A 22,501-nucleotide genomic window follows, 5' to 3' on the forward strand; every position below is an offset into this window, starting at 1 on the left:
GGCGACTCGTTGCTAACATGTTGGCGGTTTATATTTTACATAAATTAATCAATGTCACTTGCTTCTGCAATATGTTAATGCAAATGATGCTTGATGCTCTAATGTCAAAAAGTGGCTTATACGTCTTATCCAGATCGTATAAGCCACTTTAATTTGTGGGGGTGGTGGAGGCGGGGGGAGTTGAACCCCCGTCCGCGAACTGTCCACACGAAGCATCTACAGGTTTATGTCAGGTATTAATTTCACCGTGGTGGTAGCCCCTGACCGGGCGCATCACGGCAATCTCGCCGGTAAACTCCTCGCGAAAAACCCCGGTGAGCACCGATTTCCGCCAGCCTGATAAGTGTCGCCATTCAGGGTTATCAGACATGGCCCAGAATGACGTGACCGCCTAAGCGGTCGTTGCCTCGCTGTTTTTAGGCAGCGTAAGCGTAGTCGTAATCGTTGTTGGCAATTACTTTTGTTGCCGCTTTTTACGAGGCCAGCGGCGCCTCGACCTGCCGCTAAGGCTTTCACGTCCCCGTCGAAACCAGTGCGCCCCCATTTGGTCAAGCATTACAATAAGTCGCTTGCTCGACTTTGGCAAGCTCTAACGGATATAGAAATGCGAGAGCGGTCCCTTAAGGCACATATGGTAGTGCCCAAGCAGGGGATTTGCGTCTTCAACCTGATCGATAATATCGTTATGGATCTGGGTTGCCAGTTCTACACCGTGCGAGAGCATGGCCACCTGGGCCATTTCCTTAAAGTTTTTTTGCAAGTCCGGCTTGCGCGTGATGATGTCGCACAGCAGGTTGGCATCGTTGTCGTTGCCTTCAACCACCAGTGTTCCCTCGGGCGAAACATACAGATGCAGGCGGTCTTCGGGCCGGAGGTGGCGTTCTTCAAGCTGACTGTTCAGCATGTCCATAAAGGCTTCCTGAAGCGAATCAAGCCGCGCCTCAAGTGCCGTAACAAGCCCTTCGCCATCCTTTGCCAGGCATCTCAAGGCTCTGGCCGATGCTTCGTCCAGGCCCGAAAGCGGTTGCCCCGCAATCTGCCCGTGCCGTGCATGCGAGGCGGCTTCGGGAGCGCCAGTTTGCATATGGAGCATGGCGCTTATGCAATTATTATTTTCGTTAGTCACATGCTCCCCCTGTGGCTATGGTCAAATTTGCCTTTCCGTTATCTGCAGAAGGTATAAGCAAGATAAGTGCCAGTTCTCATTGCAGGCCTGAAAAAGGGCAAAAAGTTTAGAGAAAGTCAAAAAATTGTCAGAAAGATGCGTAGATACTGGCCGCAGCACGATAATGTCGCGGCAAGTATGAAAGAAAAATGCCGCATGGTCTAAACCACACGGCAAATTTTGCAGAGTGCTATTTTTCCAGGCTGCGGGCCAGCGCCTCGCCCTGTTCGCCGCCGCCTGCCATGCGCGCAAGCTCGGCGTGGCGGTCTTCTTTGTTAAGTGGGGAGCAGAGGGTAAAGGTTTCCCCATCGCGCACCATCTTAACAATCTGAAAATGCCTGCGGGCGCGGGCCGCCAGTTGCGGCCAGTGGGTGATGAGCAGCATCTGGCGCGTTTCGGCCAGTGCGTAGAGCTTTTCGGCCAGCTTGTTCAGGGTCATGCCGCCAACGCCGGCATCGACTTCGTCAAATATGAATGTAGCGCCTTCGTCATCCTGCTGCACGCTGGCTAGTGCCAGCAAAAAGCGCGAAAGTTCGCCGCCCGATGCTATTTTATCCAGCGGTTGCGGGGGTTGGCCGGGGTTGGGGGCCCAAAGGATGCGCCCGCGCTCGTCAGTAACGCCGGGCCAGATTTCCTGCACGGCAAAATCCGGCAATACCCGCACCTGATCCGAAAAGCCCAACTGGCGTAGTTCGTTTTCCAGCTTGGTTGCAATGGCTGCTGCTGCCTCACGGCGCGCCGGGATGATGCGGGCGGTCACGGCGGCAAGCTCTGCGGCAAGAGCTGCCGCTTCCTTGTCCAGCCGGGTGATATCCAGCGCGCATACATCAAGGAAGGAAAGGTTCTCGGAAATTTCTTCGCGCAGGGAAAGAATCTCCGGCAGGGTTCTGTGCAGCTTGCGCTTTAGTTGCGCAAGGGCAAACAGGCGCTCTTCCAGATGATCCATGTCGGGCATTTCATCCAGCCCCGGCAGGGAAGGCGGGCGGCGAAGCCTGCCGCCAAGGTGGGCAAGCTGCTGGCGCAGGGCGGCCACGGCGTCGGCATCGGCCTGGAGGGATTCGTCCTCCCGGCACATGCGCTGCAAGAGCTTTTCCAACTGGCCCAGCTGGTCGATCACGCCTTCTTGATCATCGCCTTGCAGCAAAATGAGCGCCTGCTCGTAATTCTCCTGCTGGTGCTCCATGGAACGGGCCAGCGCGCGAATTTCTTCCAGCTTTTCTTCTTCGCCTTCTTCGGGAGAAACCTTGTCGATCTCCTGCTGCTGCATTTCAAGCAGCTCGCGCCGTTCGCCCAACCCGGCCTGACGCTCAAGCAGGGCAGAGCGCTGGGCCGCATTGGCCTGAAGGCGCGCAAGCAGGGCGTCCCGCTGGTGCAGAAGCTCGGGGCAGCTTAGGCCGCTTTCCAGCAGCCTGGCCTGAAATGAAGATTGAAGCAGTTTTTGCTGCGCGTGTTGGCTGGTGTGGGCCACAAGGCGGTTGCGCAGGTCGCGCAGACTGTCTTGTGAGCGCAGCTCATCGTTGATGTACAAGCGGCTGCGGCCTGTCTCCGCCACAATTTCGCGCCGCAGAACCATGTCCGCATCTTTTGTGCTAAACAGGGCCTCTACCTGTGCGCGCTCAGCACCCGCGCGAACCATATCCGCCGAAAGCTTGTCGCCAAGCAGAAAGCCCAGCGCTTTAAGGATAAAGCTCTTCCCCGCCCCGGTTTCACCCGTCAGCACGTTCATGCCGGGCGAAAATTCCAGTTCCATGTCCTCAATGAGGGCCAGATTGCGAATGCGCAGGTATTCAAGCATGGCTTTAACGTATCTTTATGGCGGTTTATGTACTTAATGTAAAACTTTAACTATCTTGGATGCCCTTACATTTCAAACTATTGGCGAAGCCGCGGATCAAAGATATCCCGCAGGCTTTCACCCAGAAGGTTATAGCCCAATACCGTTACCAGGATGGCCAAGCCGGGATATACCGACAGCCAGGGCGCGGTTTCAATCACGGCTTTGCCGTCCATGAGCATGTTGCCCCAGCTGGCTGCGGGGGGCTGCACACCAAGCCCCAGAAAGCTGAGACTTGATTCTACCAGTATGGCCCCGGCAACGCCCAGTGTAGCTGTTATCAGCACGGGCGCAAGGGCATTGGGCAGTATGTGCCGAAACAGTATGCCCGCTGTGGATGTGCCAGCCAGCCGCGCGGCGTCGACAAATTCACGCTCGCGCAGGGTAAGCGCCTCTGCGCGCACAAGGCGGGTAACGCCCATCCACGAGGTAAGCCCAATAACCACCATGATATTGGTAAGATTGGGTTCAAGAAAGGCAATCACCGCCAGAATAAGAAAAAATGACGGAAAGCAGAGCATGATATCAACCACTCGCATGATGCACTCGTCCACCCAGCGGCGAAAATAGCCGCTCACAAGGCCAAGAACAGTCCCGATGCTGACCGATATGCCCACAGCCACAAAGCCTACCCAAAGAGAAACCCTGCCGCCGTAAAGCAGGCGGGAAAAAACATCGCGCCCAAGGCGGTCAGTGCCGAACAGAAAGCGGGAGGAGGGCGGCTCCAGAATATTGTCCAGATGCAGGGCGTTGGGGTCAAAGGGCGCAATCCATGGGGCAAGGAGCGCGGCCAGCGACATGGCAAGCACAATAACAAGCCCGAGCGCGAGCATGAGGTTGCGGCCAAGCAGCTTTTTGAGGGCGCGGGGCAGCATCAGGCGTTGTCCTTTGCGTTGCGGATGCGCGGATCCGCGATTCCGTAGCAGAAATCCGCCAGCAGGTTGCCCACGAGCGTGAGTACAGCCCCAAGAATCAGATTGCCCATGATCATGGTGTAATCGCGCGCCATAACTGCGCCGTAAAACAGCTGGCCCAGCCCCGGCAGGGCAAAGATGGACTCAATAATGACGCTGCCGCCGATAAGCCCCGGCACCGAAAGGCCCAGCAGGGTAATGACGGGCAGCAGCGCGTTGCGCAGGGCATGCCGCCAGATAACCGCGCCAGCGCCAAGCCCCTTGGCCCGCGCTGTAAGAATGTAATCCTGCCGCAGCACCTCAAGCATGCAGGCGCGCATGTAGCGCGACATGCCAGCCAGCCCGCCCACGGTATACACCAGTGTGGGCAGGGCCAGATGCCGCGCCAGATCGCAAAACTTGCCCACGGCGCTCAACTGCTCGTAATTCATGGATGTAAGGCCGGAAATGGGCAGCCATTGCAGCTCAATGCCAAAAAACATCATGAGCAGCAGGGCCAGCCAGAAGGACGGCATGGCAAAACCCAGAAAAACCAGCACGGTAACGGACTTGTCCAGCAGCGAATTCTGCCGGCAGGCGGAAACAATGCCCACCGGGATGGCAATGAGCAGGGTGAGCACCAGTGAAATAACGTTCATGCCCACGGTGAGGGGCAGGCGCTCAAGAATTTTGCTCAGCACCGGGCGGGAATCGGCAGACATGGAATTGCCGAAATCCAGATGCACGATGCGGGTCAGCCAGTCCCAGTACTGCACATACAGGGGGCGATCCAGCCCATAAAGCACCTCAAGCCGCTGACGCGCCGCAGCGCCAGCCAGCGGATTGAGCGTGGTTTCCATATCTGTGGGAGAGCCGGGGGCCAGATGGATGACCCAGAAGCTGATGATGGTGATGCCCCACAGCACAAGCAGCATCCACAACGTTTTGCGTAAAACGTGCAGTAGCGGGCCGGAAAAACGGCCTTTTGCGGCAGATGCGGGCAGGGTGCTCATGAAAAAAGTTTACTCCGTGCGGGTCATCCACTGGCGCATGTCGTCCACTTCCTTCTGCCAGGCAGACGAGAGGCGCAGCTTCAGAAAGCGGGCGTACAGGGCATCCAGCAGACCGGTGCACACTTCCATAAGATAGAACTTTTCCAGCAGCAGGGCGTCCGGGTCGTCATCACTGTCGCCCTTGTCGAGCTTGGGGGTCTTGAGGCTGTTGAGGCAGAAATCCTCAGCTTTTAGGCTGACCTGAAAGGCAAGCTCTTCTTTTTCAAGGCGCAGCAGGGCGCGGCTGACCTGTTTGCCGTTGCCAAGGCCAAAGCGGGCTTCGCGGAGAGGGGAGAGCGAGCCAGAAACAGAGGCTGTTTCGCGGGCATCGCCTTCGCCGCCTTCTACCACAATGCGCTGTTCCATGGAAACGGCAAAGGGCGCGCCGTCTTTGTCAGTGAACGCGCCAGGGGCGGTGTCGCTCTGGTACCAGAGCCAGGTCAGAAATTCCTTGCCGAGAATGCTGTCAGTGGATTCGCCAAGATAAGGCATGTTCATAGGGTCTCCGTGCCGTCATCAGGAAAGGGGAGCGAACTGCGTGGGCTCCAGCTTGTCCAGGCGGATCAGGCTTTCTTCGTCCAGCATGGAGACCGCCAGATTGTAGGGCGTCAGTTGCTCCAGATGCAGCTCGAATGTTTTGAGAAACTCTTCCAGGAAGAGATCGATCATCTTGTTCTGGGTGGACGCAAACCAGACTTCGTTTTTGTCTGTGGCCCAGAGCACGTTGAATTCGCCGGGAACAGGCAAAAAACGGGAGCGCAAGCGCAGCAGCACCTGCTCCTTGAGTTCTTTTTTGCGCTCGCGGGCAATGTAGTTCTTGCCCTGTTCGCCCATGCGTTTTTTTTCTTCCTTGAGGGCAAGAGCAACGTGTTTTTTGACCACGCCAGCGGGTATGCGCCGCATATCCAGCCGCAGAGAAAACACGAGGTACGCGCCTTTCTGGGGCGGGGCCGTGACCCAGTCGGTATCGAGCATGTCCTCAAAACAGGTCCATCCCTGGCCCTGCATTTCAGGAATATCGTCAATGTCGCGCATGGCGAACTGTTTCAGTTTGTCCGGTATCTGCGGCCAGAGCGTGGCCGGAACAGGATCAAGAATGCGGAACCGTGTAAAGCTGCAAGAGCTGTTGGCAAAGCCCATGGAAACTCCTTGCTGAAAACCTGTGTTGGCAGTGTTGTACGTCAGAGCCGCTTCGGGAGCAAGTGCAAGGCTGCCACTGGTTTTGCGCCGTTTAAAAAGCCAATGCTGGCGCAGCAATGAATCTGTAGGAAGCGCCGTTCGGCCATATTGGAGTGGTCGATCTGGACGGGATTCATGAGCGGCAATCAGGGGCTTCTTATATAAGGAAAGGATGGAATGGCTACGGGTAAAAACTGAACTCACGGGTTTGAGTAAATTCGAATCCTCAAAATTCAAGGAACGGCGGGAAAATTCATGGCGGCTTGTTCATTTTACATTGCTCAGACCTCTGCGCGTGGATGGTTTGGCAGTGATGCCGCCAATGGCATTCTAAGCAGACTTTCGTGCTGGTTTTGAACCCGGGCGCCCACCCAGCATACAGTATTTATAAATGTCCCATAATGATAATTATGTAAACTTTTGAATATTGGAACCAGCCGTAAGGTCGGTTCAGCCATGTATGCGCCTCCTGCTTGCCCTTGACGGCATGCCCCACTTCACGCACCATGAGCGCATCTTTCCAAGGAGAAATCATCGTGCCGCCCAAACATTCCGGCAATGCCGGATCATCCGCCAGAAACCGCAGCAAAAACAGTTCGTCCACCAGCTCCCATAAAAAGGAACAGCCTGCGGGAGCGCGCAAGAATCATGCCCCCCGTTCTGATAGCTGGTCTGCCAATGGGCCAAATGGCCGTTCTGATTCGCGGGCAGATTCACGGTCAGGTACTCAGCCGAACGTCCGTGATGCCCGAGACGGTTTTTCGCAACGCAAACCCGCGCAGCCCCAGGCAGTCAAATCTGACGCCGATCATTCTGCTCGGCCTGCTCAGCCCGATGCTGACGCCAATGCCGCTGACGGCATACGCCTTAACAAGGCCATAGCCGCAACGGGTCTTTGCTCGCGCCGTAAGGCAGACGAACTTATTCTTGCCGGGCGCGTTAGTGTTGACGGCAAGCCGGAGCCCAACCCCGGGCGTCAGGTATTGTCCTTTGAGAGCATTGCCGTGGATGGACGCGTGTTGTCGGCCCCGCAGTCCTATACCTACCTCATGCTCAACAAGCCCGTGCATGTGGTTTGCACAGTGAGCGACCCGGAAGGCAGGCCCACCGTGCTGGATTGCCTTGCGCCTGAATACAAGGCGCTCAGGCTGTATCCTGTTGGCAGACTTGACTATTTTTCTGAGGGATTGCTGCTGCTTACCAATGATGGCCAACTGGCCCAGCGCCTCACCCATCCCCGGCATCACCAGCCCAAGACCTATGAAGTGCTTGTGCGCGGCGCGGCGCCTGAAGGGGCGCTCAAGACCATGCGGCGCGGCATGCACCTTGCCGAAGGTGAAGATATTATGCCTGTGGATGTGATCGCTCAGCAGGTTGGCGGCAATACCCTGTTGCAAATGGTGCTGCGCCAGGGGCTGAACCGCCAGATTCGCCGTATGTGCCGCGATCTGGGGCTGACCATTCTGCGCCTGTGTCGCGTTGCTCAAGGCTCATTGCGCCTTGGGGATCTGGCCAGTGGCAAAGCCCGGCCTCTTACGGATGCCGAGGTTGCCCGCCTGCGTGAAAGCGCTGAACTGTCCGCCGCGCGGTAGGCCTTGCTGGCAATATGCCTGGCAGCCAGTACAACCTCTTTGGCAAAACCGTATCTTAGCCAGAATTATTGATAAAAATCGCAGTCGCAGTGCCGGACATCCGGTCATTGCGGCTGCGCTTTGCTGACTGAACAGCAATCATACCTTTATATTGAACCGTAAAAAATTGCCGCGCGCTACGCGCGCTTAGCAAAGAAAGCTTGCCTTTACTTCATCAGGCATCGCCTTTCAGCAAATGCTCGAGAAAATCTATGGCATCCTTTTGCACGGCTTGCAGATGGTCTTCTCCCTTGAAGCTTTCCGTATATACTTTGCAGATAGCTTCCGTGCCAGAGGGACGTACGGCAAACCAGCCGTCATCGCTGACCACCTTCACCCCGCCGATGGGGGCATCATTGCCGGGCGCGCGGGTAAGCACACTAGTAACAGGCGAACCTGCCAGAGTTTTAAGGCTCACACTTTCAGGCGTCAGCGCCGCAAGCTTTGCGCGCACATTGTCGTCCGCCGGGGCATCCAGCCGCTGATAGGCGGGCGCGCCAAGCCGCTCGGTCAGTCTGGTGTAGAGCTGGTCGGGGGGTGATTGCTCCACCGCCATCATTTCAGCCGCCAGCAGGCACATGAGGGGGCCGTCCTTGTCTGTGCTCCAGGGCGTGCCGTCAAAGCACAGGAAGGAAGCGCCTGCGCTTTCCTCGCAGCCAAAGCCGCAACGCCCATTGAGCAAATAGGGCACAAACCATTTAAAGCCCACAGGCACCTCAACAACCGGGCGGCCAAGGTCCTTCCCTACCCTGTCGAGCATGGCGCTTGTCACAAGGGTTTTGCCTATGCCGCGCTGCGCGGGCCATTCCCTGCGGGTGCGGAACAGATACCATGCGGCGACGCTCAGAAAATGATTGGGGTTCATCAGTTCGTTGCGCGTCACAATGCCGTGGCGGTCGGAATCCGGGTCGCAGGCGAAGCTCAGGTCAAAATGGTCGCGCAGATCCAGCAGGCGGCTCATGGCATAGGGCGAGGAGCAATCCATGCGGATTTTGCCGTCCTTGTCGCAAGGAACAAAGCGGAATGTCGGATCCACAGCCCTGTTCACCACTTCAAGATCAATGCCGTAGGCTTCAGCAATGGGTTCCCACATGGGCAGGCTTGCACCGCCAAGGGGGTCAACGCCGATGCGCAGGCCAGACGAGGCAATGGCCTTCATGTCTAGCACCCCTGCCAGATCCTGCACATAACTGCCGATGAAATCGTATTCCTCCACCAGCGAAGAGGCGCGTGCCGCCCGCAGGTGGGTGAGCTTTACGCCCTTGTTGCCATTTTCGAGGTAGACATTGGCGCATTTTTCAATCTGGCTGGTGACCTCGGCTTCTGCCGGGCCGCCGTGGGGGGGATTGTACTTGAAGCCGCCGTCGCGCGGGGGATTGTGCGAAGGCGTGATGACAATGCCATCGGCCAGACCGTTAACGCGGCCCGCATTCCATTTGAGCACGGCATGGGAGATCGCCGGAGTGGCTGTGTAGGCCCCGCCAGCAGAAATGCGCACATTTACGTTGTTGGCTACCAGCACTTCCAGCGCGGAGCGAAAAGCGGCTTCAGACAGCGCATGGGTATCGCCGCCAAGAAACAGCGGCCCGTCAATACCCTTGGCGGCGCGGTAGTCGCACACCGCCTGAGTGATGGCGTAGATGTGCTCCTCGTTAAAGCTGCACAGCACAGATGTGCCCCGATGCCCCGAGGTGCCAAAGGCAACACGCTGGGCTGCAAGCGCCGGATTGGGAAATTCGGTGTAATACGCGCTCATGAGAGCGGGGATGTTCTCCAGCTTTTCCAGCCCGGGCAGATGCCCGGCATCGCTATGCACAACTGGCATTGATATTCCTCCAAAAAGTGGTGCTCTGCCAACTATATGCCCTATCGCGCATGCCTGCAATGCAGGATGCATCCCTTGATGCATTACCAGGTATTTATGGCGCTATGGCTGACGAAGGCACAATTTTTCAAAAAAATCGCGGTGTCCTTCCAGCTGCGGGTCAAAAAGCTCGCTGGAAAGCATACCATAAGCTCCTCGCACAAGAGCTGTGCGCTTTTCAAGCGTCTGTTCAAGCCGTTCCCGGTGCGCCTGAGTGGCGCACATCTCTGCCAGCATCTGCGTCAGGCTGACCGCGCGCGCGGAGTCTGTATGACGACGTGCCACTGCCCTGCCCCCGGCTTGGGCAATTTTTGCGAGCTTTTCGGGATTTGCGAGCGCTTCTGCGGCAATGGCCGCAGCTGCCTGCGCATCGTTGCGCTGGTAGGTGGGCAGAATTTCCTCGCCGGGGACAAAGAGTTCGTTAAGGCCGTTACCGCAGGTTTCCATTAGTAGGGCCGCGCCGCAGGCGATAGCCTCAAAACAGCGAAAATTCACTTCTGAAGCCGCAGTCTGGTTAAGAACAATGCGGCTGCGCGCAAAGATGGGCTTGTAATCGCCAGAAATTGCCACCAGTGGCTGTCTGGCGCGAAAGACCTTGAGAAATGGCGCGCGGTCCGGGTTATTTTTGTGCCCGAGGGTTCCCACAAAGGCTACTGGGATATCGCGTAATGTAAAATCCCCCACTGGCTCAAGAATCTGGGGATAAAACAGCGGAAACCAGCGCGCCGGTATGCCCTCGTGCGAAAATACTTCCACATAGTCTTTCTGCGCCACAAGGGTTGCGTCAAAACCATTGGAATACGGGATGTGCCAGGGGTTGCAGTAGGTATCAATGGAATAACGCACCGAAGGCCAGGGGGCATTTTCCGGATCAAGCAGTTCTGGCATGTTGCCGTCATCGCAATAGAAGAGTGCATCAGGCGCAAAACCGAGCGCATCAAGGCGGTTCAGGAGTTGCCGCACAGAGTACGGGTGCGGTGAGGGAATGTCGGCGTCAACTGCCGGATGCGCCGTGATGACGTGGTGCCCAAGGCGTTTGAGGGCAGAGGCCAGATACGGCCCGCCAATGTTGAGTATGCGTAAGCTCATGGATAAAAAAAGGGCTGCCCCGGTTAAGAGGCAGCCCGTGTAGTTGTGCCTGCTACTTGCTCAGGCTTACAGTTCGGAAGTACACATCGCCTCGCCGTGAAATCTGCAACATGACGGCCCCGCGGGCAACGCCTTCATCGTTGACGATTTTCGACAGATCCGCAGCGCTGCGAACAGGTTTGAGGTTGGCCTTGAGAATTACGTCTCCGGGGCGCAGATCGGCTTCGGCAGCGGGCTTGTCAGGATTGACGTCAATAATGACCAGCCCTTCGTTTTTCTCAATCTTGAGGTCGCGGCGTTCTTCATCCGTCAGCGGACGGACGGAAATGCCGAGCAACCCTTCGTCCTTCTGCTTCTGATCCTTGCCGTTCTGGTCGCCAGCCTGCGAGGTTTTGCGCTCGCCAAGCGTTACGGAAAGGTCAATGGTTTTGCCATCGCGCCACACCGTTATTGCAGCCTTGCTGCCGGGGGTTTTGTCGGCAATCACGCGCAGCAGGGCCGCAGCGTCTTCAATGGCCTTGCCGTCAACGGAAACAATGATGTCGCCGTCTTTCATGCCAGCCTTGGCAGCAGGTTCGCCTTCCATAACGCTGCCCACAAGCGCGCCCTTGGCGTCCTTGAGGCCCAGCGCCTTGGCGGTATTTTCTTCAACATCCTGAATACCAACGCCAATCCAGCCACGGCTGATCTTTTTGCCGGACTTGATCTGGTCGATGATCTTGGCGGCCATGTTGCTCGGAATGGCAAAGCCAATGCCCTGCCCGCTCGCAATAATGGCCGTGTTGATGCCAATCACCTGCCCGGCCATGTTCAGCAGCGGGCCGCCGCTGTTGCCGGGGTTGATGGAGGCATCCGTCTGCAGAAAGTTGTCAAAGGGGCCGGCGTGTATGTTGCGGTTTTTGGCCGAAAGAATACCCGCCGTCACCGAGTGGTCGAGCCCAAAGGGGTTGCCGATGGCCAGCAGCCACTCACCTATCCGCAGTTCATCCGAATTGCCGAACGCAAGGTAGGGCAAGGTCTTTTTGGTTTCAATTTTCAGCAGGGCGAGGTCGGTTTCTTCATCTGCGCCAACCAGCTTGGCCGTGATGGCTTCGCTTTTGCCATTGCTCTGATCAAGGGTCACACGGATAACATCCGCATCGGCAACCACATGATTGTTGGTAACAATATAGCCGTCAGCGGAGACAATAAAGCCGGATCCCAGTGACTTCTGTTTCATCTGGGGGCGCTTGCCACCGCGCTTGCCGCCGAACTGGTCAAAGAATTTGTCAAATCCTGGCGGCATATTGCGGAACATTTCCCCCATGAGATCGTCCTGGCTGTTACCGCTGGCCTTCCGTTCCGTACCGATGTTTACGACTGCCGGGCCGCTTTTGGCCGCCAGTTCGCTGAAGTCGGGCAGATTGGCTGCCTGGGCAAGCTGCGATGCCGCAAGAAAGGTCACGGCAAGCATGGCTGCAAGACATTTTTTTATCATCATGGAATAGCTCCTGGTTACTTATTTTTCAGAGCCTTTTGCAAAGCCTGTGCCATGATGTTCATTCCAGACCCGCTGTTGGAGCTTCCGGCGGATGTATGCTGCTTCCATGCCTTGTCTTCGGCGGGTTGGGCGGTCTGTTCGCCTTCAGGGGCAAGGCTGATGCGTCTGGCGCTGGTGTCCAAATTTTGTACAGTAAGGGTGACGGTGTCGCCCTTGTCCAATTTGCTGTACTGGTTGCCCTGCCTGGAATTCTTGATGACGCCAGCGGGCAGCAAACCGGTGATGCCAGGGGCCAGCGTGATAAAGAGGCCATAGGGGGTGCGGCTTTCGACCGTGCCGCTTACCGTTGAACCAACGGCAAACTGCTGGGCGGCTTCCTTCCACGGGTCGCCTTCCGCATCGCGCAGACTCAGGGAAATACGGTGATTTTCAAGGTTGATTTCCTTGATTTTAACCGAAACAACTTCGCCCGCCGCAAGCACGTCTTCGGCCTTGGCCACGCGCTTTGTCCACGACAGTTCAGATATATGCACAAGGCCTTCAATACCGGGCAGAAGCTCCACAAAAGCGCCAAAGGGCGCGAGGCGAACAACCTTGCCGGAAACAACCGTACCGGACTCAAGTCTGGTGGTCACATCCTGCCAGGGATCGCCCTCGGCCTGCTTGCGCGAAAGCGAAATGCGCACGTGGCCCTTGCTGTCCTTGCTGATGGAAATAACCTTGGCGCGCACTGTGTCGCCAAGCGACACGGCTTCGTCAGGTGCGCCCACGCGCGACCATGAAAGTTCGGAAAGGTGGATCATGCCTTCAACAGAAGGGGCAAGCTCCATGAATGCGCCAAAAGCGGCGAAACGCGTGATCTTGCCTTCAACCATGTCGCCGGGCTTGAGGCTTTCAAGCAGGGCATCAAGCTGTTCGGCGCGTTCGCGTTCAACAATGGCGCGGTGCGAAACCACAACATTTCTGCCGCGGTTTTCAACGCGGATAACCAGAAACGGCATGCTGCGGCCCACAACTTCGGCGGCGTCTTCAGAGGTGGGCACGCCAAGCTGGCTGCCGGGGCAGAAGGCCTGCTTGCCAAGCACGTCAACCGTGTAGCCGCCCTTGCACACTGCGGTTATGCGGCCGTCAACCGGCACCGCCGCATCGCGGGCTTCTTCAAGCGCGGCAACACCGCTGCCGCTCATGGAGCGGGAAAGGCGAATCTCTTGCGAGGAAACACCAGTAACCCACGCTTCGAGGCTGTCGCCGGGCTTAACGCTTTCATTGCCCTCGGCATCAAGAATGTCTTTGCGGTCAATGATGCCGTCAACCTTTATGCCCACGTCCACAAAAACGCTGTCGCCAGTGATGGCAATTACAGTCCCGGTCACTTTCTGGCCGGGCTGCAGGCGGTTTGAAGCGGTGTCGTGGGCCGCCAGCATGGCGGCAAAATCCTCAGCGCCTTCCTCCGACATGGAGGTTGCGAACTTATCCTCGGTCATAGTTTTCCTGCTCCTTACAAGCTGGGCTTATTGCTCAAGTCCGCCATATTACGCCATCCGCACAAGGAAAACAATTGTCTTTTTAGTCCTGATTTTTCCGAGCCTTTTGGTGAGTACTGAATCAAATTTATACAGGTGGATATTTTTTGAGCATGTCGACGCTTTTGCACCGTGCGTATGTAAAGGCATTGGGAACATGAGCTGCACAAGGAATGATGCATAGGGAAATGTAATATATATTTATTTTTATTAATATTTTCAGATAGGTTGTTTAATAAAACAATGTATTACTATGCAATTAGGTAAAAAATAATTTTGTTGAACTTTCAGTCTGCACGTTGATAGATATTTAAGTAGTTAAAAACGCTTGTTATATGTATTGTTTATTATAATAAAAAAATATTTATTGTCATAATAAATATAATTTGTTTATGATTATGAATGTTATTACAAAAAAATTGAATTTTTTGCTTACATGTTTTTCAAAAAGCATCCACTGAATGCCTTTCAGCCCGCAGAAACAGCTGGGTGATTTTTCTTTATTCCCAGGCCATCTCCCTGTACCTTTGCAAGACATTGCTGGAAAGGCGCAGCATCGCGCGTAACAAAGGTTTTGAACATGGACATAAAAGAATTTGAAGCATACTGGGCAGACAGACAGCCGGATCGCTCAGATCTTGCGGAGTTCTGGAGTCGCCGCGCCCAGTCGTTCAATACCCATTCGGCCGAGGCAGATTCCAGCGCGTACCGCCGCGATCTTGTTGCAAAGGTTGCAGCGCGCGCCAAGGTTGGCAAGGCTGATGCTGTGCTGGACATAGGCTGCGGGCCAGGCAGGCATGCCCTGATTTTTGCGGGGCATGCGGGCAGTGTTGAAGGTTTTGATATCGCGCCCGGCATGATCGAATACGCAAATAAAAATGCGCAACTAGCTGGTATGGAAAACACCCGTTTTCACGTGCTTGACTGGGATACTGCGGATCTGAAGCTGCTTGGCTGGCAAAAACGGTTTCAGCTTGTTTTCGCCTCGCGCACTCCTGCCGTGTATGACCGTGCTACCCTTGAAAAAATGACAGAGGCCTCGCGGGGCTACTGCTGCCTTATCACGCAGGTTACGGGCGATAATTCTGTGCGGAGCGAACTTGCGCCAGTTGTTGGCGCAACAAATGACGACGACTATACCCGGCGGGGGCTTTACTGCGCCTTCAATATCCTGTGGTTGCAGGGCTATTATCCAGAAGTGGAATACCTTGAGCGCACGTGGGATTCTGAATGCCCGCTGGAAGAAGCCATTGTGATGTACACGCGGCATTTTAACAGCAGAGGCCAGCTCACAGAGGCGCAAGAGATCGCCCTGTCAGACAAGCTGTGCGCCATGAGCAAGAACGGCATGGTGCATGAAACTGGCAGCTCGCGGGTGGGCATACTTTTCTGGAACGCCAACCTGTGAGGGCATGCGGGCTGCGGGGTCTGTTGTCCCCGGCCCTTTTGGCGGTGTTCAGGCCTTTTCTATGAGCCATGTCCTGATGGGAAAAGCCGTTTCCGTCCAGTGCGTCTTATATTGCATCTTGGGGCCATCGAGAGGCCCCATGTCATAGCGTTGCACGTCTTCCTCGCAGAGCCAGTGGATTTTTTCAATCTGCATGAGGTTGCCCAGTGAAAGCTCATGGCAATCCTGCGCATAGCTGAACTGCTGTCCGCGATAGATATCACCGGCCAGGCCGCCAAAAATAAAGCCCACATCCGTATCTTCACGGCGGGCAAAAATAACGCGCGCGCCATTCTCTGGCGCGAGCCGCAGGAGCAGAAATGCGTAAAAATCGCATATGCCCGGCTCCGCCATGCCGCAGTGGTCAATCCCCTTCCAGCTTGTGCGTTCAACAGCGATCATGCGGGTATACGCCGCCTTTGCTTCGTCTTCCGTTGAAGGCAGCACACGTTCATAAGAGATGCCCAGCTCGTGCGCCTTTTTGGCCGAACGTTTCAGGTTGCGGCGCAGATTGGCCGAGCGGCGCGAAAGATAGCCGTCCAGCCCGCCAGCAAGCGAAGCCGAACCCTGAATCCCCGCTTTTACGAGGTGCGCCTGGAGGGGCATGCCAGTTTTGTTGAGCATGTTCTGTACATAATCCAGGCCAGGGCCAAGGCCGCCCACAAGAACCTTGGGAAATCTGGGGGCATAGGTTCTGGCAAAAAAATGCATGGCGTCGGCAAATAGCTGCGGGGCATTGCTGCCCAGCAGCGGGCAGCCAAAGAACCACGAGGGTTCAAGGGGCGTGATGTAGATTTCTTCTGGCGAAACAAGCCCTTCCGCAAAGGCAATAACGCTGCCGTCAGCTTCTGCAAACAACAAACGCCGTTTGGGGCCAAAGGCATCATGAAAGGCAAGTTGCCATGCTGGCGTACAACTGAAAGGGTCGGCCTGAGCGCTGTGCAGCGCTGCGCTGTGCCACGTTGCGTACTGCTCGGGCTTGGCGTTGTGGGGCAAATGTATAAACTGCATGACGGCACCGGAGTAAAAGGCAAGGCGCTTATGCCCCGTACGCTTTTGCGCACCAAAAGGCATAAACGCCGTATATATTGGTTATAACGTGAGCCTGTTTTGCTGGATGGCAAAAAGATTGCCTGCCTGTGCATAACCAGATCAGGTTATTTATCTATTGCAGCATCGTCCTGTTTCTTCTTTTCAGCCACGTACTCTTCTTCATGTATAAGCGTACTTCCGCATCGTGAGCATGACAATAACTTGAAAACACGCCGAAAGTTAAAGAAGACTTTGTCCAGTATGCCAGTTGGGCAGTAAAAAACATCACCACAGCGCTTGCAGCGGTAGACAGTTTTTTCTTTCATAATGCCCCCAAGGTAGCCAATGAAGAACTTTCAATAAATTACCATGTATGGTGCAGGTTATCAATTCCCTTGCCAGAGCAATGTGCCAGCTATCCAAGCAGTTGCCAGGGCGCCCTTCTGTTCATGAAGGGCACCCTGCACTTAGACCTGAGGTTGCTTTGCAGCCCAGATATCAATTTCTATGCTGATTTCCGGCAGGCCCAATGCCGTTACATGCGCAATAGTCATCGATGGGTAAGCTCTGTCAAAGAGCTTATCCCATTCGTTGTCGAAATAATCCCAGTCGATTTCTTTTACGGACCAAATATTAACCTTGGTAATATCTGCTCCGGACAGCCCTTCCGTACCAAGCAATACTTTAATATTCTTAAAAAGTTGCAGCACTTCATCGTTAAAAGCCGCAGGGAAAGAGCCGTCATCCCTGATGCCGATTTGCCCTGAAAACACATAGGTGTCCATACCCGCGGGTATGATGGTTGTATGCGAATAGTTTCCAACAGGCTGATACATGGTATTTGGTGTTTTTCTTATGATGGTCTTCATGAGATGTTTTCTTTTTTTTGAATAGTGCTGTTTCGTATGTTTCACAGGCAAGATGACAGCATGGTTGAACTGCCGGAGCACGGAGCAGGACTTTTAGAATAACAGCATTGTAGAAATTTTGAAAGCATCTTGTTGCAGTAGTGAAAAATAGTATGCAGAGTCTCTTTGGTGAAGAGTCTGCCCTGCTCAATGGATATGCATTGTCTGCCGGAAAACAAAAAACCCGGAAGTCTCGTAAGACTTCCGGGTATGAAATTCTGGTAGCAAGGGAGGGATTTGAACCCCCGACACTGCGGGTATGAACCGCATGCTCTGACCAACTGAGCTACCTTGCCGTGTCTGCGCCTCGTTAGCGCGACGATCTATTTATAAAAATTGCCGCCCCTTGGCAAGCATTTTTTTTAGTTCACCATGAAATAGTAAATAAAGGGTGCGATTAACAGACGGTACACGGCAAAAGGCACCAGAGTCACGCGGCCCATGAGGGCGATGAACACCTTGACTGCCAGCAGGGCCGAGAGGAACGAGCCGATCATGCCCACGGCAAAAAAAGGAATATCCGCAGCGCTGAAGAGGTGCCAGCTTTTCAGCATGTCGTAACCTGTGGCGGCAACCATGATGGGCACTGCGGCGATGAACGAATACTCCGCCGCCAGCGAACGCTTGCCGCCAAGCAGCATGCCCCCCATGATGGTTGAGGCTGAGCGCGAAAAACCGGGCCACAGGGCAAGGCACTGAAAGCAGCCAATACCAAGGGCCAGCTTGGGCGTCATGTCGTCCAGCGTAATATATGAGGGTTTGAACTTGCGTTTTTCAACCACTATCATCATCACAGCGCCCACAACCAGCGCAATGAGCACGGTCAAGGGACGGAACAGATAGGTCTTGATGGTCGAGTGCAGCAAAAGCCCGAGCACGCTGGCGGGCAGCGATGTAAGGATAAGCAGCATGATGCCGCGCATGCCCGCAAAACGCACATAGGGCTGGGGACGCACGAGGCCCCAGAAGCGCTTCCAGTACAGCACCACCACGGCCATGATGGCGCCAAGCTGAATAACCACCTCAAAGGTGGCGGCCTTTTCGCCCATGAAGTTGAGCAGATCGCCCACCAGAATGAGGTGGCCGGATGAGGAAACAGGCAGAAATTCCGTCAGCCCCTCGACAATGCTCAAAATTACCGCAGTAAACAGATTATCCATAAAAACCCTCTGGCGCGAAATCCTGTCGCCTAGTGTGGGATGTGTCGTCCTGCGGGCAGAGCATTGCCAAAAGGCGGCACAACGGCTATGGGTGAATAAAAAAGGATATCTCCATGACAACCATCATGCCGCAAGGCGAACTTGTGCGTAAGGCTGCGGCCTATCTGGCGGAACAGCGTGCCCTGCATTCCGGCAAAAGCCTGTCTGCCCTTCTGGACGAAGCGGGTATGCGTTTTAACCTTACGCCGCTTGACGCCGCCGCTCTTGAGCGCCTGTTCCGTGAAGAAGAGGCCAAGGCCCACTAGAGCATTTCCGCCCATCGTTCTGTATTGCATTTACTGATGGTGGTTGCAGACGTCGCGCCCATGAATCACAGGCGTGACGCCGCTCACCATATCTGAATTATGCTATTTCGCTGCCATCGGGCACGTCTCGGTCCACAGCAAGCAGCCCGAGCGCGCCGTCTGTGCCTGCCGTGAGCACCATGCCGTGCGAAACCAGCCCGCGTATCTTGCGCGGGGCAAGGTTCAGCACTGCGCAAACGCGTTTGCCCACCACTTCTTCTGGCGCGTAGTGCTCTGCCAGGCCAGAGAGAATCTGGCGCAGCTCACCTTCGCCAAAGTCAATTTCAAGCCGCAGAATACGGTCGGCATTGGGGTGCTTTTCCGCCACCTTCACCGTGCCTACACGCAGGTCCAGAGCCTTGAACTGGTCAAATTCCACATTGGGTTTGACGGCGGCGGGTGCGTCTGCCCCGCCCTGCTCTGCTGCGGCCTGCTTGGGCGCGGCTTTTTCCTGCGGTTTTTCTGCCTGCTTGTCCTTTTTGGGGGCCTTGGGTTCCTTGCTGTCCGCGCCCTCCTTTTTCACTTCAATGCGCGGGAACAGGTTGGAGCCTTCCGCCACCTGAATGCCGGGTTCAAGGCCTTCAAAATGGGCAATTTCATCTTCCACGTTGGCAACCGGGGGCTGGCCTTCCTGCACCTGCTGCCCAAGCTGGGCCAGCATTTTGCCAGAGGCCACGGGCATGACGGGCCAGAGGCAGAGCGCGGTTTTGCGCATGGCTGCCAGCATGACGTACATGACGGTTGCGAGGCGCTCCATGTTGCCCTGCTTGTAGAGCGTCCAGGGGGCCTGGGTGTCCACATATTTGTTCAGGGCGCGTACAAGCTCCCACAGGGACTCAAGCCCCTGGGAAAACTGCACATTGCCAAAAAGCTGCACAAAGTTGCGCATGGAGTTGGCGCACAGGTCGACAATGGCCTTGTCGTCTTCCTGCAAGGCCTTTGGCATGGGCACATGGCTGCCAAAATACTTGGCCGTCATGGAAAGCACGCGGCTGAACAGGTTGCCGAGGTCGTTGGCAAGGTCGGCGTTGATGCGGCCCACAAGGGCATCTTCGCTAAAGCTGGCGTCAGAACCAAAGTGCATTTCGCGCAGCAGAAAATAGCGGAAGGCGTCCGGCCCGAAACGCTGGGCCATGTCGCTCGGTTCCACAACATTGCCAAGCGATTTTGACATCTTGGTGTCGCGCACAAGCCAGTAGCCGTGCACATTCAGATGCTCATACAGCGGCAGACCCGCAGATTTGAGCATGGTGGGCCAGAATACGGCGTGGGGCTTGAGAATATCCTTGGCAACCAGATGTTCGCCGGGCCAGAACTTTTTAAAATCTTCGCCTTCGGGCCAGTTCAGCGCGCTGATGTAGTTGAGCAGCGCGTCAAACCACACGTAGCAGACGTAATCCTTGTCAAAGGGCAGTTCGATGCCCCATGTCAGACGCGATTTGGGGCGCGAGATGCACAGATCTTCCAGCGCGCCGGATTCAAGCATGGCCAGCACTTCGCTGCGGTAGCGCTCGGGCCGGATAAACGAAGGATTGGCCTCGATGTGCTCCTTGAGCCAGGGCAGATACTTGGACATGCGGAAGAAGTAGTTCTTCTCGCTGATAAATTCCGGCTTGGTCAGGTGCTGGGGGCAGAGGCCGTTTTCCAGCTCTTTTTCGGTGTAAAACCGTTCACAGCCGTAACAGTAATGCCCGCCGAACTCGCCAAAATAGATGTCGCCCGCGTCATAGACCTTTTGCAAAAAGGCCTGCACGGCGCTGATGTGTTCGGGATCGGTGGTGCGCACAAAACGGTCGTTGGCAACGTCAAGCTTGGGCCACAGGGCGCGGAAGCGGGCGCTGATGTCGTCCACAAACTCCTTGGGAGTCTGGCCTTGTTTTTCCGCCGCCTGAACAATCTTGTCGCCGTGTTCGTCCGTACCGGTGAGGAACATGGTGTCCTCGCCAATCAGCTTGTGGTAGCGGGCCATGGCATCGGCAACCACAGTGGTATAGGCATGCCCCAGATGGGGCTTGGCATTGACGTAATAGATGGGCGTTGTGATGAAAAAGCTGTTCACTCAAGGCTCCGTAAGCTTAATTGCTAGTCGTGGTCGGGCCGCTGCGACTTGTTGCGGCGGCGTTTGCGGCGATTCTTGCCCGGTTCGGCCTGAGCCTCCACACCGGGGGCGCGCTCGCCGGATTCGGCGGGGACGGATTCCTCGGGCTGGGTATCGCGCTCGTCCTGACGGAATTCATCCATAAAATCAAGAGAGTCAAGAGTATCCGGCGTGGCGGAAACCACAAGCAGACTGTTGTCGTTCATGGGGCCTTTGGGCGGCTGCTTTTGCTGCACACCCTGGGGGGCCTCCGGCCTGTGGGGCGAAAGCGCCTGCCAGTCGTCCAGGCTCAGTTCGACTTCCTCATTATTTTCCGTCAGCACAGAAAGGGAATTGCGGAACATATTGGCCCGCAGAACCTTCATGGGGCCTTTGTCCGTCTGGTATTTCTTGCCGAGCCGTGGGCACAAGCGGTGGAAATGGTCGTAGTTGTCCTGCTCGTAAGAAAGGCAGCAGAGCAAACGGCCGCAAATACCCGAAATTTTGGCAGGGTTCAGAAAGAGATTCTGCTCTTTTGCCATGCGGATGGTCACGGGCGCAAACTTGCGCAGATACCTGCGGCAGCAGCAGACCATGCCGCAGTTGCCCACAGCGCCCACCATCTGCGTTTCGTGGCGCACGCCTATCTGGCGCAGCTCGATGCGCGCGCGGTATTCGCGCACGAGGTCTTTGACCAGATCGCGAAAATCAATGCGGGAAGGCGCGGTGAAGTAAAAGATGAGCTTGCTGCGGTCAAAAAAGACCTCCACATCCACAAGCTTCATATCAAGGTTGCGGTCGCGGATGCACTGGCGGCAGAACTGCTGCGCTTCCCGCGCCATCTGCTCGTTGGCTTCACCACGGAGGATGTCTTCTGAACCGGCATGACGCAGAATGGAGGGCAGTTCCTGCTCCATCTGGCCGGGCAGATGCTCTGCTGGGCCGGATACTATTTCGGCGAGGGTCTGGCCCTGTTCTGCCTCAATAAGTACATGATCCCCCCATTTGAAGCCTGAGGGGCCGGTATAGTAGCTTGTCTGTCCAAGCGTTCTGAAACGGAGACCGTATATAGGCATAAATTGTCGCTTCGGCAAAGGTAGTGGAATATGTATTCCGAAAAGATTCTTTTCCGTCATTAATGCCGTGCTGTCAACTGGGCTGCGGGTCGGGCTACGGCTGCGCATCGGCCATTCACCCTCGCGCGGCTTGCAAAGCCGGGTTGCCTGATTTACATTTTTAAACATAAGGGAGTACTTGCCATGATAGAACGTCAATCGGCCCTCACCCTGCTGGCCGAGCAAAAAACACCGCCTTCCCTGTTGCAGCATGCCCTGGCCTCCGAGGCCATAATGCGTGCCCTTGCCCAACATTTTGGCGAAAATGAAGAACTCTGGGGCCTCACTGGCCTTTTGCACGACCTCGACTATCCCGCCACGGCGGAAAACGCCGCGCGGCATGGGCTGGATACCGCAGAAATGCTGGCTGGCCAGTTGCCGGACGAAGCCCTCACGGCCATTCGTGCCCATAATGCGGAAATGAACGGCGCGGCTGGCCCCGCCTCGCGCTTTGATTACGCCCTGCGCTGCGGCGAAACCGTCACCGGGCTTATCTCTGCCGCTGCGCTCATGCGCCCCACGGGCATGGAAGGCATGGAAGTTAAAAGCATAAAGAAAAAGATGAAGGATAAAGCCTTTGCGGCCAGCGTGTGCCGCGACAACATACGCCAGTGCGCCGAGGCCGGGCTTGAGCTTGATGCTTTTCTGGCTCTGTCCATCGAAGCCATGCGCGTCCATGCGGCGGAACTTGGTTTAAGCAAATAGCTC

Annotated in this window: 19 protein-coding genes, 1 tRNA gene and 1 other RNA gene; 4 read left to right on the top strand and 17 right to left on the bottom strand. The window is 55.8% G+C overall.

Going from position 1 to position 22,501, the window contains the following annotated elements:
• Positions 1-162 precede the first annotated feature (162 nt).
• The 7 genes from ssrA to rdgC form a co-directional block, all read right to left on the bottom strand.
• Positions 163-542, bottom strand: a transfer-messenger RNA (tmRNA) gene (gene ssrA, locus G449_RS18115).
• 47 nt (positions 543-589) lie between these two features.
• Positions 590-1,126 carry a hypothetical protein gene (locus G449_RS0108065; protein ID WP_027180818.1) on the bottom strand — a complete coding sequence of 179 codons (537 nt, stop codon included), beginning with the start codon at positions 1,124-1,126 and terminating at the stop codon, positions 590-592.
• A 229-nt stretch (positions 1,127-1,355) separates the two neighbouring features.
• Complete coding sequence (locus G449_RS0108070; protein WP_022658803.1) at positions 1,356-2,960, bottom strand: AAA family ATPase; 1,605 nt, start codon at positions 2,958-2,960, stop codon at positions 1,356-1,358.
• 77 nt (positions 2,961-3,037) lie between these two features.
• Positions 3,038-3,874, bottom strand: a complete 837-nt coding sequence (locus tag G449_RS0108075) for an ABC transporter permease (protein WP_022658804.1) — start codon at positions 3,872-3,874, stop codon at positions 3,038-3,040.
• Positions 3,874-4,905 (bottom strand): ABC transporter permease, encoded by a 1,032-nt coding sequence (locus tag G449_RS0108080; protein ID WP_022658805.1) that lies wholly within the window; start codon positions 4,903-4,905, stop codon positions 3,874-3,876. The genes G449_RS0108075 and G449_RS0108080 overlap by 1 nt, the downstream gene beginning before the upstream one ends.
• A gap of 9 nt (positions 4,906-4,914) precedes the next feature.
• On the bottom strand, positions 4,915-5,442 hold the full coding sequence (locus G449_RS0108085) for a hypothetical protein (protein WP_022658806.1): 528 nt from the start codon (positions 5,440-5,442) through the stop codon (positions 4,915-4,917).
• 18 nt (positions 5,443-5,460) lie between these two features.
• Positions 5,461-6,084: a recombination-associated protein RdgC gene (gene rdgC / locus G449_RS0108090; RefSeq protein WP_022658807.1), complete on the bottom strand. Its 624-nt coding sequence runs from the start codon at positions 6,082-6,084 to the stop codon at positions 5,461-5,463.
• A 575-nt stretch (positions 6,085-6,659) separates the two neighbouring features.
• Between rdgC and G449_RS0108095 the strand changes: the two genes are divergently transcribed.
• Positions 6,660-7,715: a pseudouridine synthase gene (locus tag G449_RS0108095; RefSeq protein ID WP_022658808.1), complete on the top strand. Its 1,056-nt coding sequence runs from the start codon at positions 6,660-6,662 to the stop codon at positions 7,713-7,715.
• 214 nt (positions 7,716-7,929) lie between these two features.
• Here the strand turns inward: G449_RS0108095 and pgm are convergent, their stop codons facing one another.
• The 4 genes from pgm to G449_RS0108115 form a co-directional block, all read right to left on the bottom strand.
• Positions 7,930-9,579, bottom strand: coding sequence for a phosphoglucomutase (alpha-D-glucose-1,6-bisphosphate-dependent) (gene pgm, locus G449_RS0108100; protein WP_022658809.1), 1,650 nt, complete (start codon positions 9,577-9,579; stop codon positions 7,930-7,932).
• Between the two features lie 102 nt (positions 9,580-9,681).
• Complete coding sequence (locus tag G449_RS0108105; RefSeq protein WP_022658810.1) at positions 9,682-10,707, bottom strand: glycosyltransferase family protein; 1,026 nt, start codon at positions 10,705-10,707, stop codon at positions 9,682-9,684.
• A gap of 52 nt (positions 10,708-10,759) precedes the next feature.
• Complete coding sequence (locus G449_RS0108110; protein ID WP_022658811.1) at positions 10,760-12,187, bottom strand: DegQ family serine endoprotease; 1,428 nt, start codon at positions 12,185-12,187, stop codon at positions 10,760-10,762.
• Positions 12,188-12,201: 14 nt separating this feature from the next.
• Positions 12,202-13,671: a 30S ribosomal protein S1 gene (locus G449_RS0108115; protein ID WP_022658812.1), complete on the bottom strand. Its 1,470-nt coding sequence runs from the start codon at positions 13,669-13,671 to the stop codon at positions 12,202-12,204.
• A gap of 619 nt (positions 13,672-14,290) precedes the next feature.
• On the opposite strand from G449_RS0108115, the gene G449_RS0108120 reads away from it, so the two are divergent.
• A complete protein-coding gene (locus G449_RS0108120; protein WP_022658813.1) occupies positions 14,291-15,118 on the top strand; it encodes a class I SAM-dependent methyltransferase in 828 nt (275 codons plus the stop codon).
• 48 nt (positions 15,119-15,166) lie between these two features.
• On the opposite strand, the gene G449_RS0108125 is transcribed toward G449_RS0108120, so the two are convergent.
• The 4 genes from G449_RS0108125 to G449_RS0108140 all read right to left on the bottom strand — a co-directional run bounded on the left by G449_RS0108125 (position 15,167) and on the right by G449_RS0108140 (position 18,257).
• Positions 15,167-16,168, bottom strand: a complete 1,002-nt coding sequence (locus G449_RS0108125; protein WP_027180821.1) for a GNAT family N-acetyltransferase — start codon at positions 16,166-16,168, stop codon at positions 15,167-15,169.
• 488 nt (positions 16,169-16,656) lie between these two features.
• Positions 16,657-17,058: a RidA family protein gene (locus tag G449_RS0108130; protein WP_022658815.1), complete on the bottom strand. Its 402-nt coding sequence runs from the start codon at positions 17,056-17,058 to the stop codon at positions 16,657-16,659.
• A gap of 258 nt (positions 17,059-17,316) precedes the next feature.
• Positions 17,317-17,393, bottom strand: a tRNA-Met gene (locus tag G449_RS0108135).
• Between the two features lie 66 nt (positions 17,394-17,459).
• Positions 17,460-18,257 (bottom strand): undecaprenyl-diphosphate phosphatase, encoded by a 798-nt coding sequence (locus G449_RS0108140; protein WP_022658816.1) that lies wholly within the window; start codon positions 18,255-18,257, stop codon positions 17,460-17,462.
• Positions 18,258-18,370: 113 nt separating this feature from the next.
• Here G449_RS0108140 and G449_RS0108145 point away from each other — a divergent pair, with 113 nt between their 5' ends.
• Positions 18,371-18,562, top strand: coding sequence for a hypothetical protein (locus G449_RS0108145; protein WP_022658817.1), 192 nt, complete (start codon positions 18,371-18,373; stop codon positions 18,560-18,562).
• Positions 18,563-18,659: 97 nt separating this feature from the next.
• On the opposite strand, the gene metG is transcribed toward G449_RS0108145, so the two are convergent.
• Together metG and G449_RS0108155 are read right to left on the bottom strand one after the other, a co-directional pair.
• On the bottom strand, positions 18,660-20,660 hold the full coding sequence (gene metG, locus G449_RS0108150; RefSeq protein ID WP_022658818.1) for a methionine--tRNA ligase: 2,001 nt from the start codon (positions 20,658-20,660) through the stop codon (positions 18,660-18,662).
• A gap of 23 nt (positions 20,661-20,683) precedes the next feature.
• Positions 20,684-21,754, bottom strand: a complete 1,071-nt coding sequence (locus G449_RS0108155; protein ID WP_027180822.1) for a PSP1 domain-containing protein — start codon at positions 21,752-21,754, stop codon at positions 20,684-20,686.
• A gap of 183 nt (positions 21,755-21,937) precedes the next feature.
• Between G449_RS0108155 and G449_RS0108160 the strand changes: the two genes are divergently transcribed.
• Entirely contained in the window at positions 21,938-22,498 is a 561-nt protein-coding gene (locus G449_RS0108160; RefSeq protein ID WP_022658820.1) for an HD domain-containing protein, read from the top strand.
• Positions 22,499-22,501: the final 3 nt, after the last annotated feature.

Origin of the sequence: Desulfovibrio desulfuricans DSM 642 (assembly GCF_000420465.1) — a bacterium.
GTDB lineage: Bacteria > Desulfobacterota > Desulfovibrionia > Desulfovibrionales > Desulfovibrionaceae > Desulfovibrio > Desulfovibrio desulfuricans.

Excerpts from the sequence above, each read along its gene's own strand:
- G449_RS0108070 (WP_022658803.1), bottom strand. The coding sequence starts at position 2,960 with ATGCTTGAATACCTGCGCATTCGCAATCTGGCCCTCATTGAGGACATG.
- G449_RS0108075 (WP_022658804.1), bottom strand. The coding sequence starts at position 3,874 with ATGCTGCCCCGCGCCCTCAAAAAGCTGCTTGGCCGCAACCTCATGCTC.
- G449_RS0108080 (WP_022658805.1), bottom strand. The coding sequence starts at position 4,905 with ATGAGCACCCTGCCCGCATCTGCCGCAAAAGGCCGTTTTTCCGGCCCG.
- G449_RS0108085 (WP_022658806.1), bottom strand. The coding sequence starts at position 5,442 with ATGAACATGCCTTATCTTGGCGAATCCACTGACAGCATTCTCGGCAAG.
- rdgC (WP_022658807.1), bottom strand. The coding sequence starts at position 6,084 with ATGGGCTTTGCCAACAGCTCTTGCAGCTTTACACGGTTCCGCATTCTT.
- pgm (WP_022658809.1), bottom strand. The coding sequence starts at position 9,579 with ATGCCAGTTGTGCATAGCGATGCCGGGCATCTGCCCGGGCTGGAAAAG.
- G449_RS0108105 (WP_022658810.1), bottom strand. The coding sequence starts at position 10,707 with ATGAGCTTACGCATACTCAACATTGGCGGGCCGTATCTGGCCTCTGCC.
- G449_RS0108110 (WP_022658811.1), bottom strand. The coding sequence starts at position 12,187 with ATGATGATAAAAAAATGTCTTGCAGCCATGCTTGCCGTGACCTTTCTT.
- G449_RS0108115 (WP_022658812.1), bottom strand. The coding sequence starts at position 13,671 with ATGACCGAGGATAAGTTCGCAACCTCCATGTCGGAGGAAGGCGCTGAG.
- G449_RS0108120 (WP_022658813.1), top strand. The coding sequence starts at position 14,291 with ATGGACATAAAAGAATTTGAAGCATACTGGGCAGACAGACAGCCGGAT.
- G449_RS0108125 (WP_027180821.1), bottom strand. The coding sequence starts at position 16,168 with ATGCAGTTTATACATTTGCCCCACAACGCCAAGCCCGAGCAGTACGCA.
- G449_RS0108130 (WP_022658815.1), bottom strand. The coding sequence starts at position 17,058 with ATGAAGACCATCATAAGAAAAACACCAAATACCATGTATCAGCCTGTT.
- G449_RS0108140 (WP_022658816.1), bottom strand. The coding sequence starts at position 18,257 with ATGGATAATCTGTTTACTGCGGTAATTTTGAGCATTGTCGAGGGGCTG.
- G449_RS0108145 (WP_022658817.1), top strand. The coding sequence starts at position 18,371 with ATGACAACCATCATGCCGCAAGGCGAACTTGTGCGTAAGGCTGCGGCC.
- G449_RS0108155 (WP_027180822.1), bottom strand. The coding sequence starts at position 21,754 with ATGCCTATATACGGTCTCCGTTTCAGAACGCTTGGACAGACAAGCTAC.
- G449_RS0108160 (WP_022658820.1), top strand. The coding sequence starts at position 21,938 with ATGATAGAACGTCAATCGGCCCTCACCCTGCTGGCCGAGCAAAAAACA.